General features: G+C 59.8%; 18 protein-coding genes. 14 read left to right on the top strand and 4 right to left on the bottom strand.

Annotation, left to right across the window (positions count from 1 at the left end; all coding sequences use genetic code 11):
* Positions 1-3 precede the first annotated feature (3 nt).
* Positions 4-411: a MerR family DNA-binding protein gene (locus B30_RS13400; protein ID WP_009572643.1), complete on the bottom strand. Its 408-nt coding sequence runs from the start codon at positions 409-411 to the stop codon at positions 4-6.
* A 246-nt stretch (positions 412-657) separates the two neighbouring features.
* On the opposite strand from B30_RS13400, the gene B30_RS13405 reads away from it, so the two are divergent.
* Complete coding sequence (locus B30_RS13405) at positions 658-3,111, top strand: heavy metal translocating P-type ATPase (protein ID WP_009572644.1); 2,454 nt, start codon at positions 658-660, stop codon at positions 3,109-3,111.
* Between the two features lie 426 nt (positions 3,112-3,537).
* On the opposite strand, the gene B30_RS13410 is transcribed toward B30_RS13405, so the two are convergent.
* Positions 3,538-3,957, bottom strand: a complete 420-nt coding sequence (locus tag B30_RS13410; protein ID WP_009572645.1) for a short-chain dehydrogenase/reductase SDR — start codon at positions 3,955-3,957, stop codon at positions 3,538-3,540.
* 189 nt (positions 3,958-4,146) lie between these two features.
* Here B30_RS13410 and B30_RS22795 point away from each other — a divergent pair, with 189 nt between their 5' ends.
* A complete protein-coding gene (locus B30_RS22795; RefSeq protein ID WP_009572646.1) occupies positions 4,147-4,833 on the top strand; it encodes a cupin domain-containing protein in 687 nt (228 codons plus the stop codon).
* A 225-nt stretch (positions 4,834-5,058) separates the two neighbouring features.
* Here B30_RS22795 and B30_RS13420 read toward each other — a convergent pair whose 3' ends face one another.
* Entirely contained in the window at positions 5,059-5,925 is an 867-nt protein-coding gene (locus B30_RS13420; RefSeq protein WP_009572647.1) for a LysR family transcriptional regulator, read from the bottom strand.
* A 128-nt stretch (positions 5,926-6,053) separates the two neighbouring features.
* On the opposite strand from B30_RS13420, the gene B30_RS13425 reads away from it, so the two are divergent.
* The 4 genes from B30_RS13425 to B30_RS13440 all read left to right on the top strand — a co-directional run bounded on the left by B30_RS13425 (position 6,054) and on the right by B30_RS13440 (position 11,026).
* Positions 6,054-7,487 carry a form I ribulose bisphosphate carboxylase large subunit gene (locus B30_RS13425; RefSeq protein ID WP_009572648.1) on the top strand — a complete coding sequence of 478 codons (1,434 nt, stop codon included), beginning with the start codon at positions 6,054-6,056 and terminating at the stop codon, positions 7,485-7,487.
* Positions 7,488-7,519: 32 nt separating this feature from the next.
* The gene (locus B30_RS13430; RefSeq protein ID WP_009572649.1) at positions 7,520-7,876 is read left to right on the top strand and encodes a ribulose bisphosphate carboxylase small subunit; all 357 of its coding nucleotides are present in this window, start codon (positions 7,520-7,522) and stop codon (positions 7,874-7,876) included.
* Between the two features lie 65 nt (positions 7,877-7,941).
* Positions 7,942-8,745, top strand: coding sequence for a CbbQ/NirQ/NorQ/GpvN family protein (locus B30_RS13435; protein WP_009572650.1), 804 nt, complete (start codon positions 7,942-7,944; stop codon positions 8,743-8,745).
* A complete protein-coding gene (locus tag B30_RS13440; RefSeq protein ID WP_009572651.1) occupies positions 8,720-11,026 on the top strand; it encodes a nitric oxide reductase activation protein NorD in 2,307 nt (768 codons plus the stop codon). Before B30_RS13435 ends, B30_RS13440 begins: the two co-directional genes overlap by 26 nt.
* On the opposite strand, the gene B30_RS13445 is transcribed toward B30_RS13440, so the two are convergent.
* Complete coding sequence (locus B30_RS13445; protein ID WP_009572652.1) at positions 11,016-11,951, bottom strand: LysR family transcriptional regulator; 936 nt, start codon at positions 11,949-11,951, stop codon at positions 11,016-11,018. The genes B30_RS13440 and B30_RS13445 overlap by 11 nt on opposite strands.
* Positions 11,952-12,043: 92 nt before the next feature.
* Here B30_RS13445 and B30_RS13450 point away from each other — a divergent pair, with 92 nt between their 5' ends.
* From B30_RS13450 to B30_RS13485, 8 genes are all read left to right on the top strand, one after another.
* Entirely contained in the window at positions 12,044-13,045 is a 1,002-nt protein-coding gene (locus tag B30_RS13450; RefSeq protein WP_009572653.1) for a class 1 fructose-bisphosphatase, read from the top strand.
* A gap of 22 nt (positions 13,046-13,067) precedes the next feature.
* The gene (locus tag B30_RS13455) at positions 13,068-13,946 is read left to right on the top strand and encodes a phosphoribulokinase (RefSeq protein ID WP_009572654.1); all 879 of its coding nucleotides are present in this window, start codon (positions 13,068-13,070) and stop codon (positions 13,944-13,946) included.
* An 11-nt stretch (positions 13,947-13,957) separates the two neighbouring features.
* On the top strand, positions 13,958-15,934 hold the full coding sequence (gene tkt / locus B30_RS13460) for a transketolase (RefSeq protein WP_009572655.1): 1,977 nt from the start codon (positions 13,958-13,960) through the stop codon (positions 15,932-15,934).
* Between the two features lie 28 nt (positions 15,935-15,962).
* Complete coding sequence (gene gap / locus B30_RS13465; RefSeq protein ID WP_009572656.1) at positions 15,963-16,964, top strand: type I glyceraldehyde-3-phosphate dehydrogenase; 1,002 nt, start codon at positions 15,963-15,965, stop codon at positions 16,962-16,964.
* A gap of 100 nt (positions 16,965-17,064) precedes the next feature.
* Positions 17,065-18,114: a class II fructose-bisphosphate aldolase gene (gene fba / locus B30_RS13470; protein ID WP_009572657.1), complete on the top strand. Its 1,050-nt coding sequence runs from the start codon at positions 17,065-17,067 to the stop codon at positions 18,112-18,114.
* 63 nt (positions 18,115-18,177) lie between these two features.
* Entirely contained in the window at positions 18,178-18,552 is a 375-nt protein-coding gene (locus B30_RS13475) for a triose-phosphate isomerase (RefSeq protein ID WP_009572658.1), read from the top strand.
* A complete protein-coding gene (gene rpe / locus B30_RS13480; RefSeq protein WP_009572659.1) occupies positions 18,549-19,235 on the top strand; it encodes a ribulose-phosphate 3-epimerase in 687 nt (228 codons plus the stop codon). The genes B30_RS13475 and rpe overlap by 4 nt, the downstream gene beginning before the upstream one ends.
* A gap of 168 nt (positions 19,236-19,403) precedes the next feature.
* Positions 19,404-19,796 carry a peptide ABC transporter ATPase gene (locus B30_RS13485; protein WP_009572660.1) on the top strand — a complete coding sequence of 131 codons (393 nt, stop codon included), beginning with the start codon at positions 19,404-19,406 and terminating at the stop codon, positions 19,794-19,796.
* The last annotated feature ends 18 nt before the right edge of the window (positions 19,797-19,814 follow it).

Here is a 19,814-nt window from a genome sequence, read left to right on the forward strand (position 1 = left end):
TGGTCAACGCGGTGCTGTGCCTCTGGCCTCCTGGCTCAAACCGTCCAAGATCGCGCAGTCCGGTGCCTCATCACCATGACATTGCCCGATCAGCGTGGTGAGACGCGTTTCCAACGCCCGAAGATTTGTAATTTTTTCCCGAACCGAAACAAGATTTTGCTCCGCCAGGACGCGCACATCGCGGCTGTGGCGCGACGGGTCCGCCTCAAGCGCGAGCAAAGCCCGGCACTCTTCCAAAGAAAACCCCATCAACCGCGCCTGTGCCAGAAATCGCAGATGCGCGATCTGCCCGGCATCAAAATCGCGATAGCCATTCGCGGCGCGGTCGGGGGCGACAAGGCCGATCTCTTCGTAATAGCGGATCGTTTTGACCGGCAGTCCGGTCTGGGTCGAGGCATGGCCAATGTTCATCGCAATCTCCTTACCGCTTTCATAAAGCTTACAGCAACTGGAGGGTAAAGTCACATCGACGTGAGAGACGCCTGTCGGACATCAATGCGGGCGGCTGACCCCCCCGGAATTTGAAATCTCACATCATCGCACCAGTTTTTAACCCATGCCGCCGAGAAAATTCCGAAATACCCCATTGACCCTCCAGTTGGTGGAGGCCCTACCTGAGGAAGCGAGGTCAGAATCCGAGAGCATCAGGAGTGAACCATGACAGCGCACGACACCCAGCCCCACCACGACCATACACCTGCCGTGATCCGCGATCCGGTCTGCGGCATGACCGTCGACCCGAATGCCGACAAGCCACAGCTCGACCACGAGGGGCATGGCTACCATTTCTGTTCCGAGGGGTGCCGCGAAAAATTCAAAGCCAACCCTGAGGCCTATATCAAAGCGACCGATCCGGTCTGTGGCATGTCGGTGGAACGTGCCACCGCCGCGCATATGTCCAAACGCGATGGGGAGCGGTTCTATTTCTGCTCCCCCGGCTGTCAGGAGACATTCGAAAAAAGCCCGGCACCTTATCTCGGTGCGCGACCGGTGAAAAGAACCATGCCGGAGGGGACACAATACACCTGCCCCATGCATCCCGAAATCATCGAAGACCATCCCGGAGATTGCCCGAAATGCGGCATGGCGCTGGAACCAATGACGCCCTCGGCGGACAGCGGACCGAACCCGGAACTTGTGGATTTCAAGCGCCGGTTCTGGATCATGGCACCGCTGGCGGCCGTCGTGTTTGTGCTTGAAATGGGGTCCCATGTTGGACTGCCCTTCGCGGAATGGATTGGGCATAAACCGTTCCTCTGGCTTCAGTTCGCGTTGGCCACGCCTGTGCTCTGGTGCGCGCGGCCATTCTTCCTGCGCGGTTGGAAATCCGTGGTGAATGTCTCGCCAAACATGTGGACCCTGATCGCACTCGGCACGCTGGCCGCCTATCTGTTCTCCCTCGTCGGATTGCTTGCGCCGTCGGTGTTCCCGCCGGAAATGTTGGGGGCTCATGGCCTGCCGCCGGTCTATTTCGAGGCCGCCGCCGTGATCCTTGTGTTGGTTCTCGTCGGTCAGCTCATGGAGCTGACTGCACGAGAAAGAACAGGGGACGCGATCCGCGCGCTCATGGACCTCGCGCCGAAGACCGCGCGGGTTGTCACCAACGATGGCGAGAAGGACGTCCCTCTCGATGAGGTGCAAACCGGCGATCATCTGCGCGTGCGCCCGGGCGAAAGCGTGCCGGTGGATGGCGAGATTCTCGAAGGCCACTCTTCGGTCGATGAAAGCATGATCACCGGCGAACCGGTGCCGGTCGAAAAAGCGCAAGGCGATGCGGTGACGGGCGGCACGCTGAACACATCCGGCTCCTTCGTGATGGCGGCGCAGGCCGTCGGCGCGGACACCACCCTGTCGCGCATCGTCGCGATGGTGGCACAAGCACAGCGTTCGCGCGCGCCCATTCAGGGACTGGCGGATCGCGTGTCGCTCTACTTCGTGCCTGCCGTGGTTGCCGTCGCCCTCATCGCATTCCTTGCTTGGCTCGCACTCGGGCCAAGCCCGGCCTTGGGCTATGCCACAGTGGCCGCCGTTTCCGTGCTCATCATCGCCTGTCCCTGTGCGCTTGGCCTTGCAACGCCGATGTCAATCATGGTCGGCACCGGACGCGGTGCGCAGGCGGGCGTTTTGATCCGCGATGCGGAGGCGCTCGAACGGTTTGCCAAGGTCGACACGCTCATTGTGGACAAAACCGGCACGCTGACCGAAGGAAAGCCCTCGCTCACCGATGTGATCGCCAATGGGATCTCCGAGGACGATCTGAAATCCTATGCCGCAGCCCTTGAACGCGGCTCCGAACACCCTTTGGCGGAGGCCATTTTGAGCGGCACACAAGACGCGCCAAAACGCGAGGCGACGGGGTTTGAGGCCATCACCGGCAAAGGCGTGGTTGCCATGATCGAAGGCGCACGGATCGCTTTGGGCAACTCTGCACTGATGCTGGAGCTTGGCGCGGAACCGGGTGCCTTGACCGAGGCGCTTCAAAATCTGCAATCCGAGGGCAAAACCGCCATGTATCTTGCCAAAGACGGCGTGGTTGTCGGCATTCTCGCGGTGGCGGACCGGATCAAAGCAACGACGCCAGACGCGATCCAAGCCTTGCACCGCGAAGGCCTGCGCATTGTCATGGCCACCGGCGACAGCACACGCACGGCAGAGGCGGTGGCAAAACAACTTGGCATTGACGAGGTCCACGCCGAAGTCTCACCAGAGGGCAAGGCCGCATTGGTCGAAGTGCTGCGCAAATCCGGCGCACGGGTGGCGATGGCGGGCGATGGCGTCAACGACGCCCCCGCGCTGGCCTCCGCCGATGTGGGAATCGCCATGGGCACGGGCGCCGATGTTGCCGTGGAAAGCGCGGGGCTGACGCTGGTCAAAGGCGATCTGACGGGCATCCTGCGCGCCCGGCGTCTGGCCGAGGCAGTCATGCGCAACATCCGCCAGAACCTGTTCTTTGCCTTCGCCTATAACATCGCAGGCGTCCCCATCGCCGCCGGAGTGCTCTACCCAGTGTTCGGCGTGCTCCTCTCACCCGTGATCGCCGCACTCGCGATGAGCTTCAGTTCGGTGTCGGTGATTGGAAATGCCCTGAGACTGAGGCGCGTAAAGCTCTGAGGTTTCTTTTGCTGCCGATCACGGGCGCATGATCGGCAGCATGTTCTGTCGCCTCCTGCAACACTCGTAGGTTTCTGCTGCCCGTCAAGACACCACGACCGATGCTGACGCGGAAATACCGCGTATAGCAGAGACAGCGGCACAGGTCTCGACACCGCCGACATGAACAGTGCAGGCCCCGCACGCGCCAACGCCGCAGCCCGTATTTGGTTCCGGTCGTGTTAAGCGTTTCGCGCAAAACCCAAAGAAGCGGCATGTCACCTACGGCTATCACCGTCTGCTTTTGTCCGGTGATTGAAAGTCTGTATTGGTCATGGTTTCGAATACCGGCTGCTGAACAAGTTGTTGGGATTGAGCCCCTTTCGGAGCCCGGTCATTCGGGCTCCGAGATTGACAAAAATAGTAAAACTTGGGACTGCGCTCAGTTCAGGCCGCGTTGGACAGCGCCACCGCATCGAGGCCTGCCGGATCGTGCAGGCGGTCCGAGGTATCATTAGCCGCCTGCCGGACCACTTCTGCGACGTCGCTGTCGCTGGTGGTCAGGCCCAGGTTGGCGAAGCCCACAAAGATCGGTTCGGCGAAATTGACGTAAGCCGCGGGGATCAGGTCTGCCACCGGAATGTCAGTATTTTCCCCGAAGCTCGTTGTCGGCCCATAGCCCGGTTCCACCAGTTTGACACCAACGCCGAACGCACCCACGACGCCGATCCCGGCATTGTTTACCAGTACGTCGATCGGTCCTACGACCTTAATCGCGGCGGCGATGCTGTTCGCGTCAGTGACGTCGAGAGCGAGGATGCGAAGGCGATCTGACGTGGGTAGCCCCTCTTTACGCGGAGTTCGCATGGGGCGATTACGTTCCAGCTCTGGGCGTGGAAGTAGCGGGCAGTTTCAAGTCCGTCGCCGGAGGACGTTTCGGTGATGAGAACGGGTTTTATGTTCTGGTCCTTTGTTTGGGTTGACAAGGCTAAGTTGGCCCGCAGGATCAGGACGATCATCACTCATAAATCTCGTTTTAATTTGCAAGAGTCCTGAGTGTCCGATCCGTCGTCTCAAATGATCCAACTCCTGCGACCCCGCGCGGTGTTCTCCAAGGGAATCACCGGGGCGGGTCGTTGGGCCATTCGGTATGAGGAGTTCGGCAAACTAGATTTTTGTGCAGCGCTTGAGGGGCAACGCCAGTTGGCCGGTGACTGTGAAGACCTGGTCATCCTCGAAGAAGGTGATTTCGTCCTCTTGCCGACAACTCCCGCCTTTGTTCTGCTAGGACTGGAGACTGGCCCGGTACAGCGGATCGACTCCCGTCTCGCATCGACCGCAGAGCGCAGAGCGCAGAGCGCGAGGTCCGCTATGGTCGGCAGGAGGGGCTCCTCCCGGGTGAGAGTGCACGCGCTTGGGAAACCTTCAACCCCGGAGATTACCGATGAACGTTCACCCCCATTGCGTTCCACTTGTGATCTGTGCCGGACCCCTGCCTTGTCCAGTGCTGCTTGTTTTGGCCGCAGCAATTCGGGCCCGTCAAAAGCCCCGTGGGGGGACGTCGACATGGCGCGAGAAGGCCACGCTGAAGGCGCTGGGGAATTCATCGCCGATGCGACGCGCGTTTTCGGCGATCGACGCCTGCCGTTGCCGTGTACGGACCAAGGGAGGTGCGCTCAAGGTCGGCCCTGCTTGCGCGGGACAAGAACACTAATGCACCTGCCTTCCATCACCGCCAGTTAACGCAGCGCGTGTGCCCAGTCTCAGCTTTAAAGACAAGGTTCACATTTAAGGGCTACGCTGCACGTCATCTGGAGCCTCGAAGAAATCGTTATCGTCGTTTCCCGATATAAATTCGCAAAAGTCCCTGCGAGCGAAATCACTGGCGCGGGGTCTGGGGGTCTTGTTGCTCAAATCGGGTTCTGAAGATCCCCATGCGTCCTTACCCTACGGCCTGTGTGACAGGGATCACCCGGTACTGCGTAAAAGCCTCTCGACAAAGGCATCCGCCGCCAGAGAGAGCTTTTTCCCCTTCCGCCAGACCACGTGCCAATGGCGTATGATCGGAAAGGGTTCCACGGCCAGTTCCACCAAGTAGCCGTGCCGAAGCTCCAATGCCACGGTCCCACGGCTGAGGACCGCAAGGCCCAGACCCGCAATGACACCTTGTTTGACCGATTCATTCGCCCCCAGTTCCATGCGAACATTTGGCGTGGCACCCGCAGCCTCAAAGCTCCGCTCGGCGGCAAGCCGCGTGCCCGAACCGCTTTCGCGCATCAAGAATGGGTAGTTGGCCAGGTCGCGCATTGTCAGCTCCGATCGCGCCGCCAGAGGATGATCCGGTGGCGCGACCACGACCAGAGGGTTTTCGGAATACCGTTCAACCACCGCGTCCATGTCTTGCGGCGGAGTGCCCAGAATATAGAGATCGTCGGCGTTACTTGCGAAACGGGACAGCAGTTCCTCCCGATTTCCAACAGTCAAGGCGATCTCTATTCCGGGAAACTCGGTGTTGTAGGTGCCGATGTGAGCAGGAATATCGTATTTGGCGGTCGACACGACGGCAAGGCGCAGCCGACCTTTGGCCAAGCCCTGCAACTCGGCCAAAGCCATATCCAGATTCTCGGTTTCCTCAACCAAACGCTGCGCGGATTTAAGGACGATCTCACCGGCTTGGGTAAGGGACAGAGACTTCCCCAGACGGTCGATAAGCTTCTGGCCGAGATGGTCTTCAAGCTGGCGGACCTGCGCGAATGTTGCGGGCTGGGTCAGGTTAAGGGCTTCGGCGGCGCGCGTATAAGACAGATGCGCCGCAACCTCCCGAAAAATCTGCATTTGTCTGAGTGAGTATCTCATGAATAGACGATTGCTTATTCTAAGGATAAAAACAATTCATTTTTTTATATTCATGGAATGTGGTTCCCTTCCTCTGAGCAATAGCCATCGGGAAGAGATCAAAAGACATGAACATGCAAGCAACCAAGAGAAAATATGACGCCGGGGTGAAGGACTACAGGTCCACCTACTGGGAACCGGAATATTCGGTCAAGGAAACCGATATTCTTGCTGTCTTCAAAGTCATCCCACAAGACGGCGTCCCGCGCGAAGAAGCCGCAGCCGCCGTCGCCGCCGAAAGCTCGACGGGAACATGGACGACCGTCTGGACCGACCTCTTGACCGACCTCGACCACTACAAGGGGCGCGCCTACCGCATCGAAGACGTGCCGGGACAGGATGACGCGTTCTATGCTTTCATTGCCTATCCCGCCGACCTGTTCGAGGAAGGTTCGGTCGTCAACGTCTTCACGTCGATCGTTGGCAACGTCTTTGGCTTCAAGGCCGTGCGCAGCTTGCGGCTCGAAGACGTGCGTTTCCCGATCTGGTTCGTGAAAACCTGTTTCGGCCCACCGCATGGCATTCAGGTCGAGCGTGACAAGATGGACAAATACGGCCGTCCGCTGCTGGGTTGCACCATCAAACCAAAGCTGGGCCTGTCGGCCAAGAACTACGGCCGCGCGGTCTATGAAGTGCTGCGCGGTGGTCTGGATTTCTCCAAGGACGACGAAAACGTCAACTCACAGCCGTTCATGCGCTGGCGTGACCGCTTCCTGTTCTGTCAAGAAGCGATTGAAAAGGCTCAGGCCGAGACCGGCGAGCGCAAGGGGCACTATCTGAACGTCACCTCCGGCACGGTGGAAGAGATGTTCAAGCGCGCCGAGTTTGCCAAGGAGCTCGGCTCTCCGATCATCATGTCGGATTACCTGACCATGGGCTGGGCAGCGCACAACTCGCTGTCGAAATGGTGCCGTGACAATGGCATGTTGTTGCACGTCCACCGCGCCATGCACGCCGTGATGGATCGCAATCCGAACCACGGCATCAACTTCCGTGTGCTGGCCAAGCTACTGCGCCTGCTGGGTGGCGATCATCTGCATTCGGGAACCGTTGTGGGCAAGCTGGAAGGCGACCGCAACGCAACCCTGGGCTGGATCAACCTGATGCGCGACAAATTCATCCCGGAAGACCGGTCGATGGGTGTGTTTTTCGATCAGGACTGGGGGGCCATGCCCGGGGTCTTCCCTGTAGCTTCGGGTGGCATCCACGTCTGGCATATGCCGGCGCTGGTTTCGATCTTTGGCAACGACTCGGTTCTACAGTTCGGCGGCGGCACGCTGGGCCACCCCTGGGGCAACGCCGCCGGTGCGGCCGCCAACCGCGTGGCACTTGAAGCCTGTGTTCAGGCCCGCAACGAAGGCCGTGAACTTGAGAAGGAAGGCAAGGAAATCCTGACCGCAGCCGCCAAACATTCACCCGAGTTGAAAGCCGCGATGGAGACCTGGAAAGAGATCAAGTTCGAGTTCGATACCGTCGACAAGCTTGACGTTCAGCACCGCTGATCGCTCGAACCCAGAGAAAAAGGACCAAGATAATGAGCACCATTCAAGACTACCCGTCGCGTCTTTCCGATCCTGCAAGCCGCAAGATGGAGACATTTTCCTACCTGCCGGAAATGACCAGGGACCAGATCCGAGCACAGGTACAATGGATCGTCGATAACGGCTGGAACCCGGCGATCGAACATACCGAACCGGAAAACGCCATGGACTACTACTGGTACATGTGGAAGCTGCCGATGTTTGGTGAAACCGATGTCGACGCGATCCTTGCCGAGATCGAAGAATGCCGCACCGCCAATCCCAAACACCATGTCCGCCTTTTGGGCTATGACAATTTCACCCAAAGCCAGGGCGCGAACATGGTCGTTCACCGCGGCAAAATGGTTTGAGACAAGGCACGGTCCGCGATCATGCGGGCCATGCACAGCAGTCGACGTGTCGCGAGGAGTCAGCCATGAAGGACGTACTTGAAGACTTTCGCGTGAGCGAAGCGCCTTACTGGCGTGAGACGGGGGACGAGATCACCCTGTTCACGGCGGCTTGGGACGCCCGCATCCCAGTGATGCTGAAGGGCCCGACAGGCTGCGGCAAAACCCGGTTTGTCGAGCACATGGCCTGGAAACTGGGCCGCCCCTTGGTCACCGTGGCGTGCAACGAGGACATGACCGCCTCGGACCTGATCGGGCGCTATCTTCTGGATGTCGATGGCACGCGCTGGCAGGACGGGCCGCTGACCTTTGCCGCCCGTCATGGCGCGATCTGCTATCTGGATGAGGTGGTTGAGGCACGGCAGGACACGACGGTTGCTATACATCCACTCACGGACGACCGCCGGGTTCTGCCCTTGGAAAAGAAGGGTGAATTGCTGAAGGCACACGACGATTTCCTGATCGTGATCAGCTACAATCCCGGCTATCAGTCGCTGATGAAGGACCTCAAACAATCCACCAAGCAACGCTTCGGCGCAATGGATTTCACCTGGCCCGGACCGGACGTCGAGGCTGAGATCGTGGCGCATGAAGCCGGAGTAGACGCTGACACGGCACAAAGGCTGGTCGAGATCGGCGCAAGGTCGCGCAACCTCAAAGGGCACGGTCTGGACGAAGGGGTGTCGACCCGGATGCTGATCCACGCGGGCCGCCTCATCAAAGGTGGAATCGCACCCAAGGCGGCTTGTTCCATGGCGCTGGTCCATTCGATCACCGATGACCCTGACATGCGGGATGCACTTGATGCTGCCGTCTCAACCTGGTTCTGAAACCCTCCCCGAAGGTCATGCGGATCTCGGGGACAGCCTTCCCGCCCCGGTCAAAAAAGCACTGTTCGCCGCCCTGCCCGATGCGCGACGCAAACTGTCGCCGAAAGCATTTGAGACATGGCTGCGCGGCGTTGCGGCACTGGCACGATTGGGCCGCGGGGACGACCCGGTCCTTGCCTGGATCGCGGCGGCTCCTGCCCTCGCGCATGATCTTGGCGAGGATGTTCTGACCGAACTGCTACCATTGATCCTCGGCTTTGCCTCGCGCACTTCTGGCACCGTCATTGCCCGACTGCTCGACACCGCACCCGTTGCCGCCCGCCGCCTTGGCGATGCGACGCTGTTCCTGCAATACCTGCGCTTTATCGAACATCTCCTGTCACGCGCTCCGCGCGCTGTCCGGCCCATGTTGGATCACCTGACGGAGCTCCTTGAAGTGCTCACCCTGGGCGGGCTGCGTCGTTGGGCGGATTGGGGCGTAGATGCCCACCGCACCGACTATAAGGAACTGGTGCACTACTTCTCACTGGACAGCGAGGAAACGCGCGCCATCATCCAGCGCGAACGCAAGGGCACTCTGCTGGTCGACGTGCAGCGGCGGCTCATGATGTATCTGCGTGCGCTTTGGGGCCGGGATTTCATGATCACACCCACCGCAGGCGATTTCGAGGATCGCACCGGACTGCGGCCCTATTACGAAAGCTTCAGCCTGCACCTGCCGGACGCGCTGGATGACTGGCACGGCCAACCGGCACTGGACCTGTTCCGGGCACAGTCCGCGCATTTGGCGGCCCATCTGGCCTGTCTGCGCAAACCGATACAGGGCGAAGGATTGAACGCACTTCAATCCACCTGCATCGGATTGATTGAGGATGCCCGCGCCGAGGCCCTGGCCATTGCGCGTCTGCCCCGGCTGCAGGATTTGTGGGCGCGGTTCCACACCGAAACCGGCAATGGTATCGCGGGTGAATTCGACCGCATTGCGCGCGCGTTGCTTTTGACTGAGCGCCTCGCCGAAAGCGAACTGGCAGCGTGGGTTCAAAATGCGTTCGTGGCGCTCGACCTGACAGATATCGACGCCGCCCGCGATTTGGGGCTCCAGCTTGCGGATCGTCTGCGTTCGACCCCCTATTCGGCCTATGCGGATCACCCGTCCTGCCCCTATCGCTGTGACAACCGGCTGCTATGGGAGTTCGACGAGCTGGAATTCGACACCGGCTACATGCCACCGCCACAGCTGCGCAAATATGTCTCGGTGAGCGAGATGGTCAACGAAGTCGAGGTCGAAACCGCCGGCGAGGACGCGCAGGAGATCTGGGTGCAATCGGCGAAGTTGTTCGACGACGATGGCCAGAGCGTCAACGAGAGAGAGGGCAAGGCACCCGTCGCGCCCCCGGTCCTTTATGACGAGTTCGACCACTCCATCCAGATGTTGCGCCCCGCTTGGGCGACGGTCCTGGAACGCCGTCCCAAATTGGGTGATCCTGCCGAGGCGGCGGCTGTCCTGAACAAACATCGGCCTGTAATGCAGCGGCTCAAGCACCGTTTGGACGCCATGCGCCCACAGGGTGTGCAGCGTATCCGCAAGCTGGAGGATGGCGACGAAATCGACATCGCCGCCGCCATTGCAGCCGCCATAGATATTCGCATGGGTCGTCAGCCGGACCCGCGCGTGATGATGCGGCAGCTGCGCAAAACCCGCGATACGGCGGTCATGGTGTTGCTCGACCTCTCGGAATCCACCAATGATCCGGTGGATGACAATAGCACCGTCATGGATCTGACGAAATCGGCCTGTGTTCTGCTGTCCGAGGCAATCAGCCGCGTTGGTGACGCCTTCGCCATTCACGGTTTTTGCTCGGACGGGCGCGCGCAGGTCTACTATGAACGCTTCAAGGATTTCGACCAACCGTGGGACGCGATGGCAACGGCACGTCTGATGGGGGCCGAGGGTCGGCTCTCGACACGAATGGGCACCGCGATCCGCCATGCGACCGCGCAAATGCGGAACGTGAAAGCAACCCGCAAGCTGATGCTGGTGTTGACCGACGGGGCCCCCTCCGACATCGATGTGCGCGATCCACAATATCTGCGTGCTGACGCCCGCCATGCGGTGGACGAGGCGCAGCACGTCGGCGTCACACCGTTTTGCCTGACGCTTGATCCCGGTGCCGATACCTATGTCCGTCGCATATTTGGCCCGAACAGTGCCATGATCCTGGACAGGGTGGAGCAACTGCCAGAACGGCTGCCCCAGCTTTACGCGGCACTCACGCGCTGATCTGAGGCAGGAAGGTCCCATTCAGGGATTCAATCTCCTTTGCACAGCGCCGCGCGGCCTTGGAGGGTTCGCTCCCCTCCTCGTTGCCGTACATCAGATACCAGTGACGCATGACCGGCAGGCCCTGTCCGCGCAACAGCTTCAGTCGCCCTTGGGCAAGCTCGTCATGGATCGTGTGCAGGGACAGAAATCCGACTCCCAAACCTGCAATCACGGCCTGTTTGATCGTTTCGTTCGACGACATGACCACGCGTTTTGGCCTGTGACTTTCAGCCAGCCGATCTATGAACCGCTCCATCAGGATGCGCGTGCCAGAGCCTTCCTCGCGACTTAGAAAGGTCTCGGCCAGCAAGGTGTTGGGATCGAAGCCGTCCTGCTCAGCCAATGGGTGATCGGGGGGCAGGACAATACCGTGCGGATGCGGTCCCAATGGGACCGCCCGGCTCATGGCGTTGCGCGGCGGACGGCCCATGATCGCCAGATCGTATTCGCCTCTTTCGATGGCGGCGATAACTTCGCTGCGATTGGCGACTCTCAGCTCGACATCAATATCAGGGACGGCATCTTGAAGCAGCCGCACCAGCCGGGGCGCAAAATATTTGGCAGTGGACACCGTTCCGAGGACAACGTTCCCGGCCATGCCTTGGGACAGAGCCTGCAACTGCCGCTCAGCATGCGACAAATTCGCCTCTATCCGGTGCGCCGCAATCAACAAAACCTCTCCGGCCCGGGTCAGGTAAAACCCGCTTCCATCGGTGGCCCGGCTCACCAACTCCTGACCGGCAGCAACCTCCAAGTTTTTGATCTGACTGTGAATTGTGGGGGGTGTCTGATTCAGAAATCGTGCCGTTTGTGTCAGTGAACCGGTGCGCGCGACAGATATCAACGATCGCAATTGCTTCAACGTCATGGCATCGGTGCGCATTTTCGATTTTTCCTAATCTATATTACTATTTCTTAAATTCCATAAAAATTCGAATTCATGCAAGTTATTTCCATTCTGGGAGGAATACCAAAATGAAAACGCTGGATCAGTTGCCAGACGGGCTCGACCCCAAACTTTGCGACATACTGGATCGCCTGGCTTCGGTGTTCGTGGCCTTGTCGCATCGTATTGCGCGCAACGGAATTGATGAGAATCTTGGCGGCGCCGCTGGCCTGAACACCGACGGCGATGCGCAAAAAGCCCTGGACGTCATCGCCGACGAGGCTTTCATGGGGGCGTTGGTGAACACTCAGGTTCGACACTATGCCTCGGAAGAACAGGACAGCGTCGTCACCCTGAACGAAGGGGGCGCCTTTGCTCTGGCGATCGACCCGCTGGACGGGTCTTCCAACATCGACACGAATGTTTCCATCGGCACGATCTTTGGCATCTTCCCCGCCAAGGACGATCCGAAAGCGTCATTTCTGCGCGCCGGACGGGACCTTCTGGCCTCTGGCTATGCAATATTCGGACCGCAATGCGCGCTGTTGCTGACGGTCGGCGACGGGGTTCTAAAGTTCGTCCTCGATCCGCAAACCGGGCGTTTCGTGTCGTTGGGCGTGATCGCATCCATCCCCCCGAACTCGGTCGAATATGCCATCAACTCATCGAATTACCGCCACTGGGATGATCCGATCCGCGCCTATGTAGATGACCGCGTTGCCGGGTCCGAAGGTCCGACGAGGATCGACTTCAACATGCGGTGGATCGCCTCGCTCGTGGCGGAAACACATCGCATTCTCACCCGTGGCGGGATCTTCCTGTATCCCGGCGACGCGCGCCCCGGATACGAGCATGGCCGCCTTCGCTATGTCTATGAATGCGCCCCCATCGCTTTCCTGATCGAACAGGCAGGCGGCAGCGCAACCGATGGGCAAGAAGCCATTCTCGACCGCGTTCCGGATGCTTTGCATGCTCGGACGCCTTTTGTCTTCGGTTCAAAGAACAAGGTGGCACGCGTCGCGACCTACCACGACCTTCCTCATGAAGAGACCTCAGCGCTCTTCGGAAAACGCGGCTTTTTCCGCGTCTGACAGACAATTCTCAGGAGTCATCATGAGCAGCAAGTACCCCATCATCAGTGTGACCGGTTCTTCCGGGGCTGGCACGTCGACTGTGAAGAAGACATTCGATCAAATCTTTCGCCGTGAGAAAATCTCAGCCGTGTCCATCGAGGGCGACGCGTTTCACCGCTATAATCGCGCCGACATGCGCGCCGAGCTGGAGCGGCGCAAAGCCGAAGGTGATGATACCTTTTCCCATTTTTCCTATGTTGCGAACGAACTTGGTGAGTTGGAAAGGGTGTTTCGCGAGTACGGCAAGACCGGCAAGGGCCGCACACGGACCTATGTTCATGATGCCGAAGAGGCCGAAAAAACCGGAGTGCCGCCGGGTGAATTCACCGCATGGGCACCGTTTCCTGATGAGTCTGACCTACTGTTTTACGAAGGTCTGCACGGTTCGGTCGTCAATGACGAGGTCAATCTTGCCGCTCTGGCCGACCTCAAGATCGGCGTCGTGCCCGTCATCAATCTCGAATGGATTCAAAAGATACACCGAGACCGCGAATCGCGCGGCTATTCCACCGAGGCCGTGACCGACACCATCTTGCGCCGGATGCACGCCTATGTGCACTGCATCTGCCCGCAATTCACCGAAACGGATGTCAATTTCCAGCGTGTCCCGATGGTCGATACCTCCAACCCGTTCATTGCGCGCTGGATTCCCACGCCGGACGAAAGCCTGATCGTGATCCGCTTCCGGAACCCGCGCGGCATAGATTTCCCCTATTTGACCTCAATGATCAACGGCTCGTGGATGAGCCGGGCCAATTCCATCGTGGTCCCGGGGAACAAACTCGATCTGGCGATGCAGCTCATTCTGACGCCGCTGATCGAGCGTCTGGTTACCACCGCACGCAAACAGCGCCGCTAAGGAAGAACTCCATGAATGCTTATACCAAGACAGTTGATGAACGCCGGATGGCCAACGCCATCCGCGCACTGGCCATGGATGCGGTGCAGGCCGCCAACTCCGGCCACCCCGGCATGCCGATGGGAATGGCGGATGTTGCCGCCGTTCTGTTCAACCGGTTCATGACCCTCGACCCGGCAGCACCGGATTGGGCCAATCGCGACCGGTTCGTGTTGTCTGCCGGGCACGGGTCAATGTTGCTTTATGCCGTCAACCATCTGCTGGGCTATGACGACATGGGCATGGAACAGATCCGCAACTTCCGTCAGTTGGGGTATCGCACGGCGGGGCATCCGGAGTACGGTCATGCCAAAGGGATCGAAGTGACAACCGGCCCCCTTGGCCAGGGTCTGGCCACGTCAGTGGGTATGGCGCTTTCGGAACGGCTGGGCAACGTGCGCTTTGGCGATCTGATCGACCATTACACTTATGTCATTGCTGGGGATGGCTGCCTGATGGAAGGCATAAGCCACGAAGCCATCGACTTGGCCGGGCATCTGCAATTGGGGCATCTGATCGTCCTTTGGGACGACAACAAGATCACCATCGACGGGGACACCGGTCTGTCGACCTCAACCGATCAACAAGCCCGCTTTGCCGCCGCCGGTTGGCATGTCCTGTCGGTTGACGGCCATGACCCGGACAGTATCGCAAAGGCCATTGGAGATGCGCGCAAAGACGCGCGCCCATCAATGATTGCCTGCCGGACAGTCATCGGATTCGGGGCCCCGAACAAGCAGGGACGTCACGACGTGCACGGCGCGCCACTGGGCAACGACGAGATCGCCGCCGCGCGCAGGGAGTTGGCGTGGGATCATCCGGCCTTTGACGTTACCGCGGATGTGTATTCCGCGTGGCACAAGATCGCGGCCCGCGGCGCCGAGGCACGCAAGACATGGGAAGCATCGTTTGCGGCGTCGGCGGACCATGACGCATTGCAGCTACATCTCGATGCCGACATCGGCCCTCTCACCAAGGCAATGATGGATTACAAGGCCAAGCTGGCGAAGGATCAGCCCAAAGTCGCCACCCGCAAGGCAAGCCAGATGGCGCTTGAGGTCGTCAACGCCGCCCTGCCGTTCACCATCGGCGGCTCGGCGGATCTGACAGGGTCGAACCTGACCCAGACCAAGGGTATGACAGCGGTCAACGCGAGAGACTTCACCGGCCGCTACATCAACTACGGCATCCGCGAATTCGGCATGTCGGCTGCGATGAATGGCCTGTCCCTTTCGGGGCTGTTCAAGCCCTATGGCGGAACCTTCCTTGTGTTTGCCGATTACGCCCGCCCGGCGATCCGGCTGGCCGCCTTGATGGGAGTACCCACAACATTTGTCATGACCCATGACAGCATCGGACTTGGCGAAGACGGCCCAACCCACCAGCCTGTCGAGACGCTGGCCAGCCTGCGCGCCATTCCGAACTTGACGGTTCTTCGCCCCTGCGATGCGATGGAAACCGCGGAAGCCTGGGAAGTCGCGATGGCATCGACAAAGACACCGGTGCTGATGGCATTGTCACGGCAGGGCCTGCCCGCGATGCGCAAAACCGCGCTGAGCGAGAACCTGCTGGCCAGAGGCGCCTATATCTTGCGCGAACCGTATGGCGGGCGCGACGTGACGTTGATCGCGACCGGCTCCGAAGTGGAAATCGCAATGAATGCCGCTGATGCCCTGGCTGAGGGTGGCATCAAGGCTGCCGTGGTGTCGGCGCCGTCCTTCGAACTGTTCGGCCAGCAACCCGACGCTTATCGCGCCGACGTACTGGGCAATGTCCCGCGCGTCGGTATCGAGGCCGCCATCCGCATGAGCTGGGAGGCCGTATTGCGCGCCGAGGACGGCTTTGTTGGCATGACGGGCTTTGGTGCCTCGGCCCCGGCGGAAGCCCTCTACAAGCACTTCGGCATCACCGTCGAGGCGGTTATCGATGCCGCCAAGGCGCGCCTCTGATCCTAAATACCAAGAAAGAGAGACAGTCATGACAGTGAAAGTTGCCATCAACGGCTTTGGCCGTATCGGACGGAATGTGCTTCGCGCGATCGTTGAATCCGGTCGCACCGATATCGAAGTTGTCGCCATCAATGACCTTGGTCCGGTAGAAACCAACGCCCATCTGTTGCGGTTCGACAGCGTGCACGGGCGTTTCCCCGGAGAGGTCACGACGGGCGAAGACTGGATCGACGTGGGCCGTGGCCGGATCAAGGTCACGTCAATCCGCGATCCGAAAGACCTGCCTTGGAGTGGCGTCGACATCGCAATGGAATGCACCGGCCTTTTCACCGACCGCGACAAAGCTGCCTTGCATCTTGAAAACGGATCCAAACGCGTGCTGGTGTCTGCCCCTGCGTCCGGTGCCGACAAAACCATCGTCTACGGGGTCAATCACAAAACGCTGACGGCTGCTGACATGGTTGTTTCCAACGCGTCCTGCACCACCAACTGCCTGTCGCCGGTCGCCAAAGCCCTGAATGACGCCATCGGGATCTCCAAGGGTTTCATGACCACGATCCACAGCTATACCGGCGACCAGCCGACACTGGATTACATGCGTGGCGATCTCTACCGCGCCCGCGCCGCGGCACTGTCGATGATCCCGACCTCGACCGGGGCGGCCAAGGCGGTGGGGCTTGTGCTGCCGGAACTGGCGGGCAAGCTGGATGGCGTGGCGATCCGCGTCCCGACGCCAAACGTCTCGGTTGTCGATCTGGTCTTCGAAGCCGCTCGTGATACCACGGTCGAAGAGGTCAACACCGCCATCCGCGCCGCTGCCAATGGGCCGATGAAGGGCGTGCTGGGTTTTACCGACCATCCCAACGTGTCCGCCGATTTCAATCACGACCCCCATTCGTCGGTCTTTCACATGGACCAGACCAAAGTGATGGAGGGTCGCATGGTCCGCATCCTGTCCTGGTACGACAACGAATGGGGGTTCTCCAACCGAATGTCCGATACGGCGGTGGCGATGGGGGCGCTCATCTGATGACGATACCTTCAATCATGGATGTGGGGGGTTGCGGCAAGACGCTGCCCGGTATCGCCGCATTGCAAGACGCCGCGAAAGCGGCCTGAAAGGATTCAAAATGGCTTTGATTACACTTCGTCAACTGCTCGATCACGCCGCCGAAAAGGGCTACGGCGTTCCCGCCTTCAACATCAACAACATGGAACAGGGTCTGGCGATCATGAAGGCCGCCGCCGCCTGCGATGCGCCTGTCATCATGCAGGCCAGCCGCGGCGCGCGGTCCTATGCGGGCGATATCATGCTGCGCCACATGATCCAGGCATTGTCCGAGATGTATCCCGATATTCCGATCTGCATGCACCAGGATCACGGCAACAACGAAGCGACCTGCCTGTCCGCAATCCGCCACGGGTTCACCTCGGTGATGATGGATGGCTCACTCATGGAAGACATGAAGACCCCCGCTGACTGGGATTACAACATTGCCATCACCGAACGCGTGGCCCGGATGGCGCATTGGGTCGGGGCCTCGGTCGAAGGCGAACTGGGTGTTCTGGGCAGCCTGGAAACCGGCGAAGCGGCAAAAGAAGACGGTTCCGGCGCGGAGGGCAAGCTGAGCAAGGAGCAATTGCTCACGGACCCGGATGAATCGCTCGACTTCGTCAAGCTGACCAAGGTGGACGCACTGGCCATTGCCTGCGGTACCAGCCACGGTGCTTACAAATTCAGTTCCAAGCCGACCGGCGAGACGCTGGCAATCCAGCGGATCGAGGACATCCACGCCAAGATCCCCGACGTGCATCTGGTCATGCATGGATCAAGCTCGGTCCCGCAATACCTGCAAGACCTGATCAACGAAAGCGGCGGCGAGATGCCCCAGACCTATGGCGTGCCGGTCGAAGAAATCGAGCGCGGCATCAAGTCGGGTGTGCGCAAGGTCAACATTGACACCGACATCCGCATGGCGATCACCGGCCAGTTCCGCAAGGTCGCGAAGGACAAGCCGACCGAGTTCGACCCGCGCAAATTCACGATCCCCGCGATGGCGGAAATGGAAAAGCTCTGCCGCGACCGGTTTGAACGCTTTGGCACGGCGGGCAATGCCGCCAGCATCAAGGTCATCCCGATGGACGATATGGCGCGTCGCTACGCCGATGGCAGCCTCTGACTCCAGATCAACGATGGGTCGGTGCGTCTGCACCAGCCCACATTCCCTGACCCGAGGATACAAATGACCCGACGTAGCAACGCAATTGGCAACTGGAAGATAAAGGGTCTGACGACCGACCTCTCAATTGTCGACCAGATCGCAGGGGCCCTACCCGAAGGTGACAATGCAGGCAACACGATCATGGCCTACGAACCCGTCTGGGCGATCGGCACCGGGCGGACCCCCGGCATCGGCGAGATTGCACAGACCCACGCCTTCATCCGCTCCAAATTGCCCGATCCTTCGCTTTCGATCCTCTGTGGCGAGTCGGCGAACGCGTCCAAAGCTGCCGGGATTTTCGCTCTTGCAGATGTCGATGGCGGTCTGGTCGGTGGTGCATCCCTGACAGCGGCAAAATTCGTTCCCATCATCCAAACTCTGGAGGCCACGTCATGACATTCCACCGATCCATCAAGATCGCACCATCCATCCTGTCCGCCGATTTCGCGAATTTCGGGGCGGAAATTCAAGCCATTGAGGCACAGGGTGCCGATTGGGTTCATGTCGATGTCATGGACGGGCATTTCGTGCCCAATCTGACGTTTGGCCCGATGGCGGTAAAGGCATTTCGCCCACATGTGAAAACCGTCATGGACGTCCACTTGATGATTGCGCCGGTCGATCCTTACATCGACGCCTACGCGGATGCCGGAGCGGATATCCTGACCGCCCATGTCGAGGCGGGCCCGCACATCCACCGCACGCTTCAGGCGATCCGCGGCGCGGGCATGAAAGCGGGTGTGGCACTCAACCCCGGCACGCCGGCCGAGGCGGTGGCGCATCTGCTGGACCTGACAGACCTGATCTGTGTCATGACGGTGAACCCCGGTTTTGGTGGCCAGAAATACATCGACATGACCGACAAGGTGCGACGCCTGCGCAAGATGATCGGCGACCGTGAAATCCATATCGAGATCGACGGCGGGATGGACCCGACGACCGCACCAGGAATGGCGCAGGCGGGGGCCGATGTGCTGGTCGCCGGGTCGGCCGTGTTCCGGGGCGGGTCTGTTTCCCAGCCTGGAGTCTATGGCGAAAACATGCGTGCGATCCGTGATGCGGTGGAGGCGATCCAGTGATCGATCCGAACACGCTGGCTGACCGCGCCTCTGCGTTGCTCGAGGCTCTCTCTGACGCGTTGCACCAACACCGCAAAGCCGCGATCTAAACGGGAAACGTTGTAACGGCCCATTGATACCGCAGCTTACGCGGCTTGACTGTCCGTTGCGGAAACCCTGGCACGAGCCATGACCATCATCGGTTGCATCGTTGATCCATCCATTGGGCAGGTCAGCCTTGATGGCGAACAGGTTTATGGCAATCGCTGGCTGCGTGGTGATCTGCGCCGTCTGCGGCTCGACAAGATCGGTTTTATCTTTCAGGCCCACAACCTGCTGCCCTTCCTGAATGCCACCGATACCGTGGCTTTGGTGTTGCAACTGGCGGGTAAAAGCCGTGTGCAGGAATTGCTGGAGTATCTTGAGATCGGCCCCCGCGCCCGCGCCATGCCCGCCCTGTTGTCGGGCGCGAGAACGCTCTCGTTATTTCGGACGTCATCGGAATTTGAGATCTTGGGTCGTCTTCATGGACGGGCTACGCCAAGCCTTTGCGGTAGACGTCCTCGCCGTTGTACGGGGTGAATTCAGAAGGTCAATTTG

This window comes from Celeribacter baekdonensis B30, from assembly GCF_000299875.1.
Classification (GTDB): domain Bacteria; phylum Pseudomonadota; class Alphaproteobacteria; order Rhodobacterales; family Rhodobacteraceae; genus Celeribacter; species Celeribacter baekdonensis_A.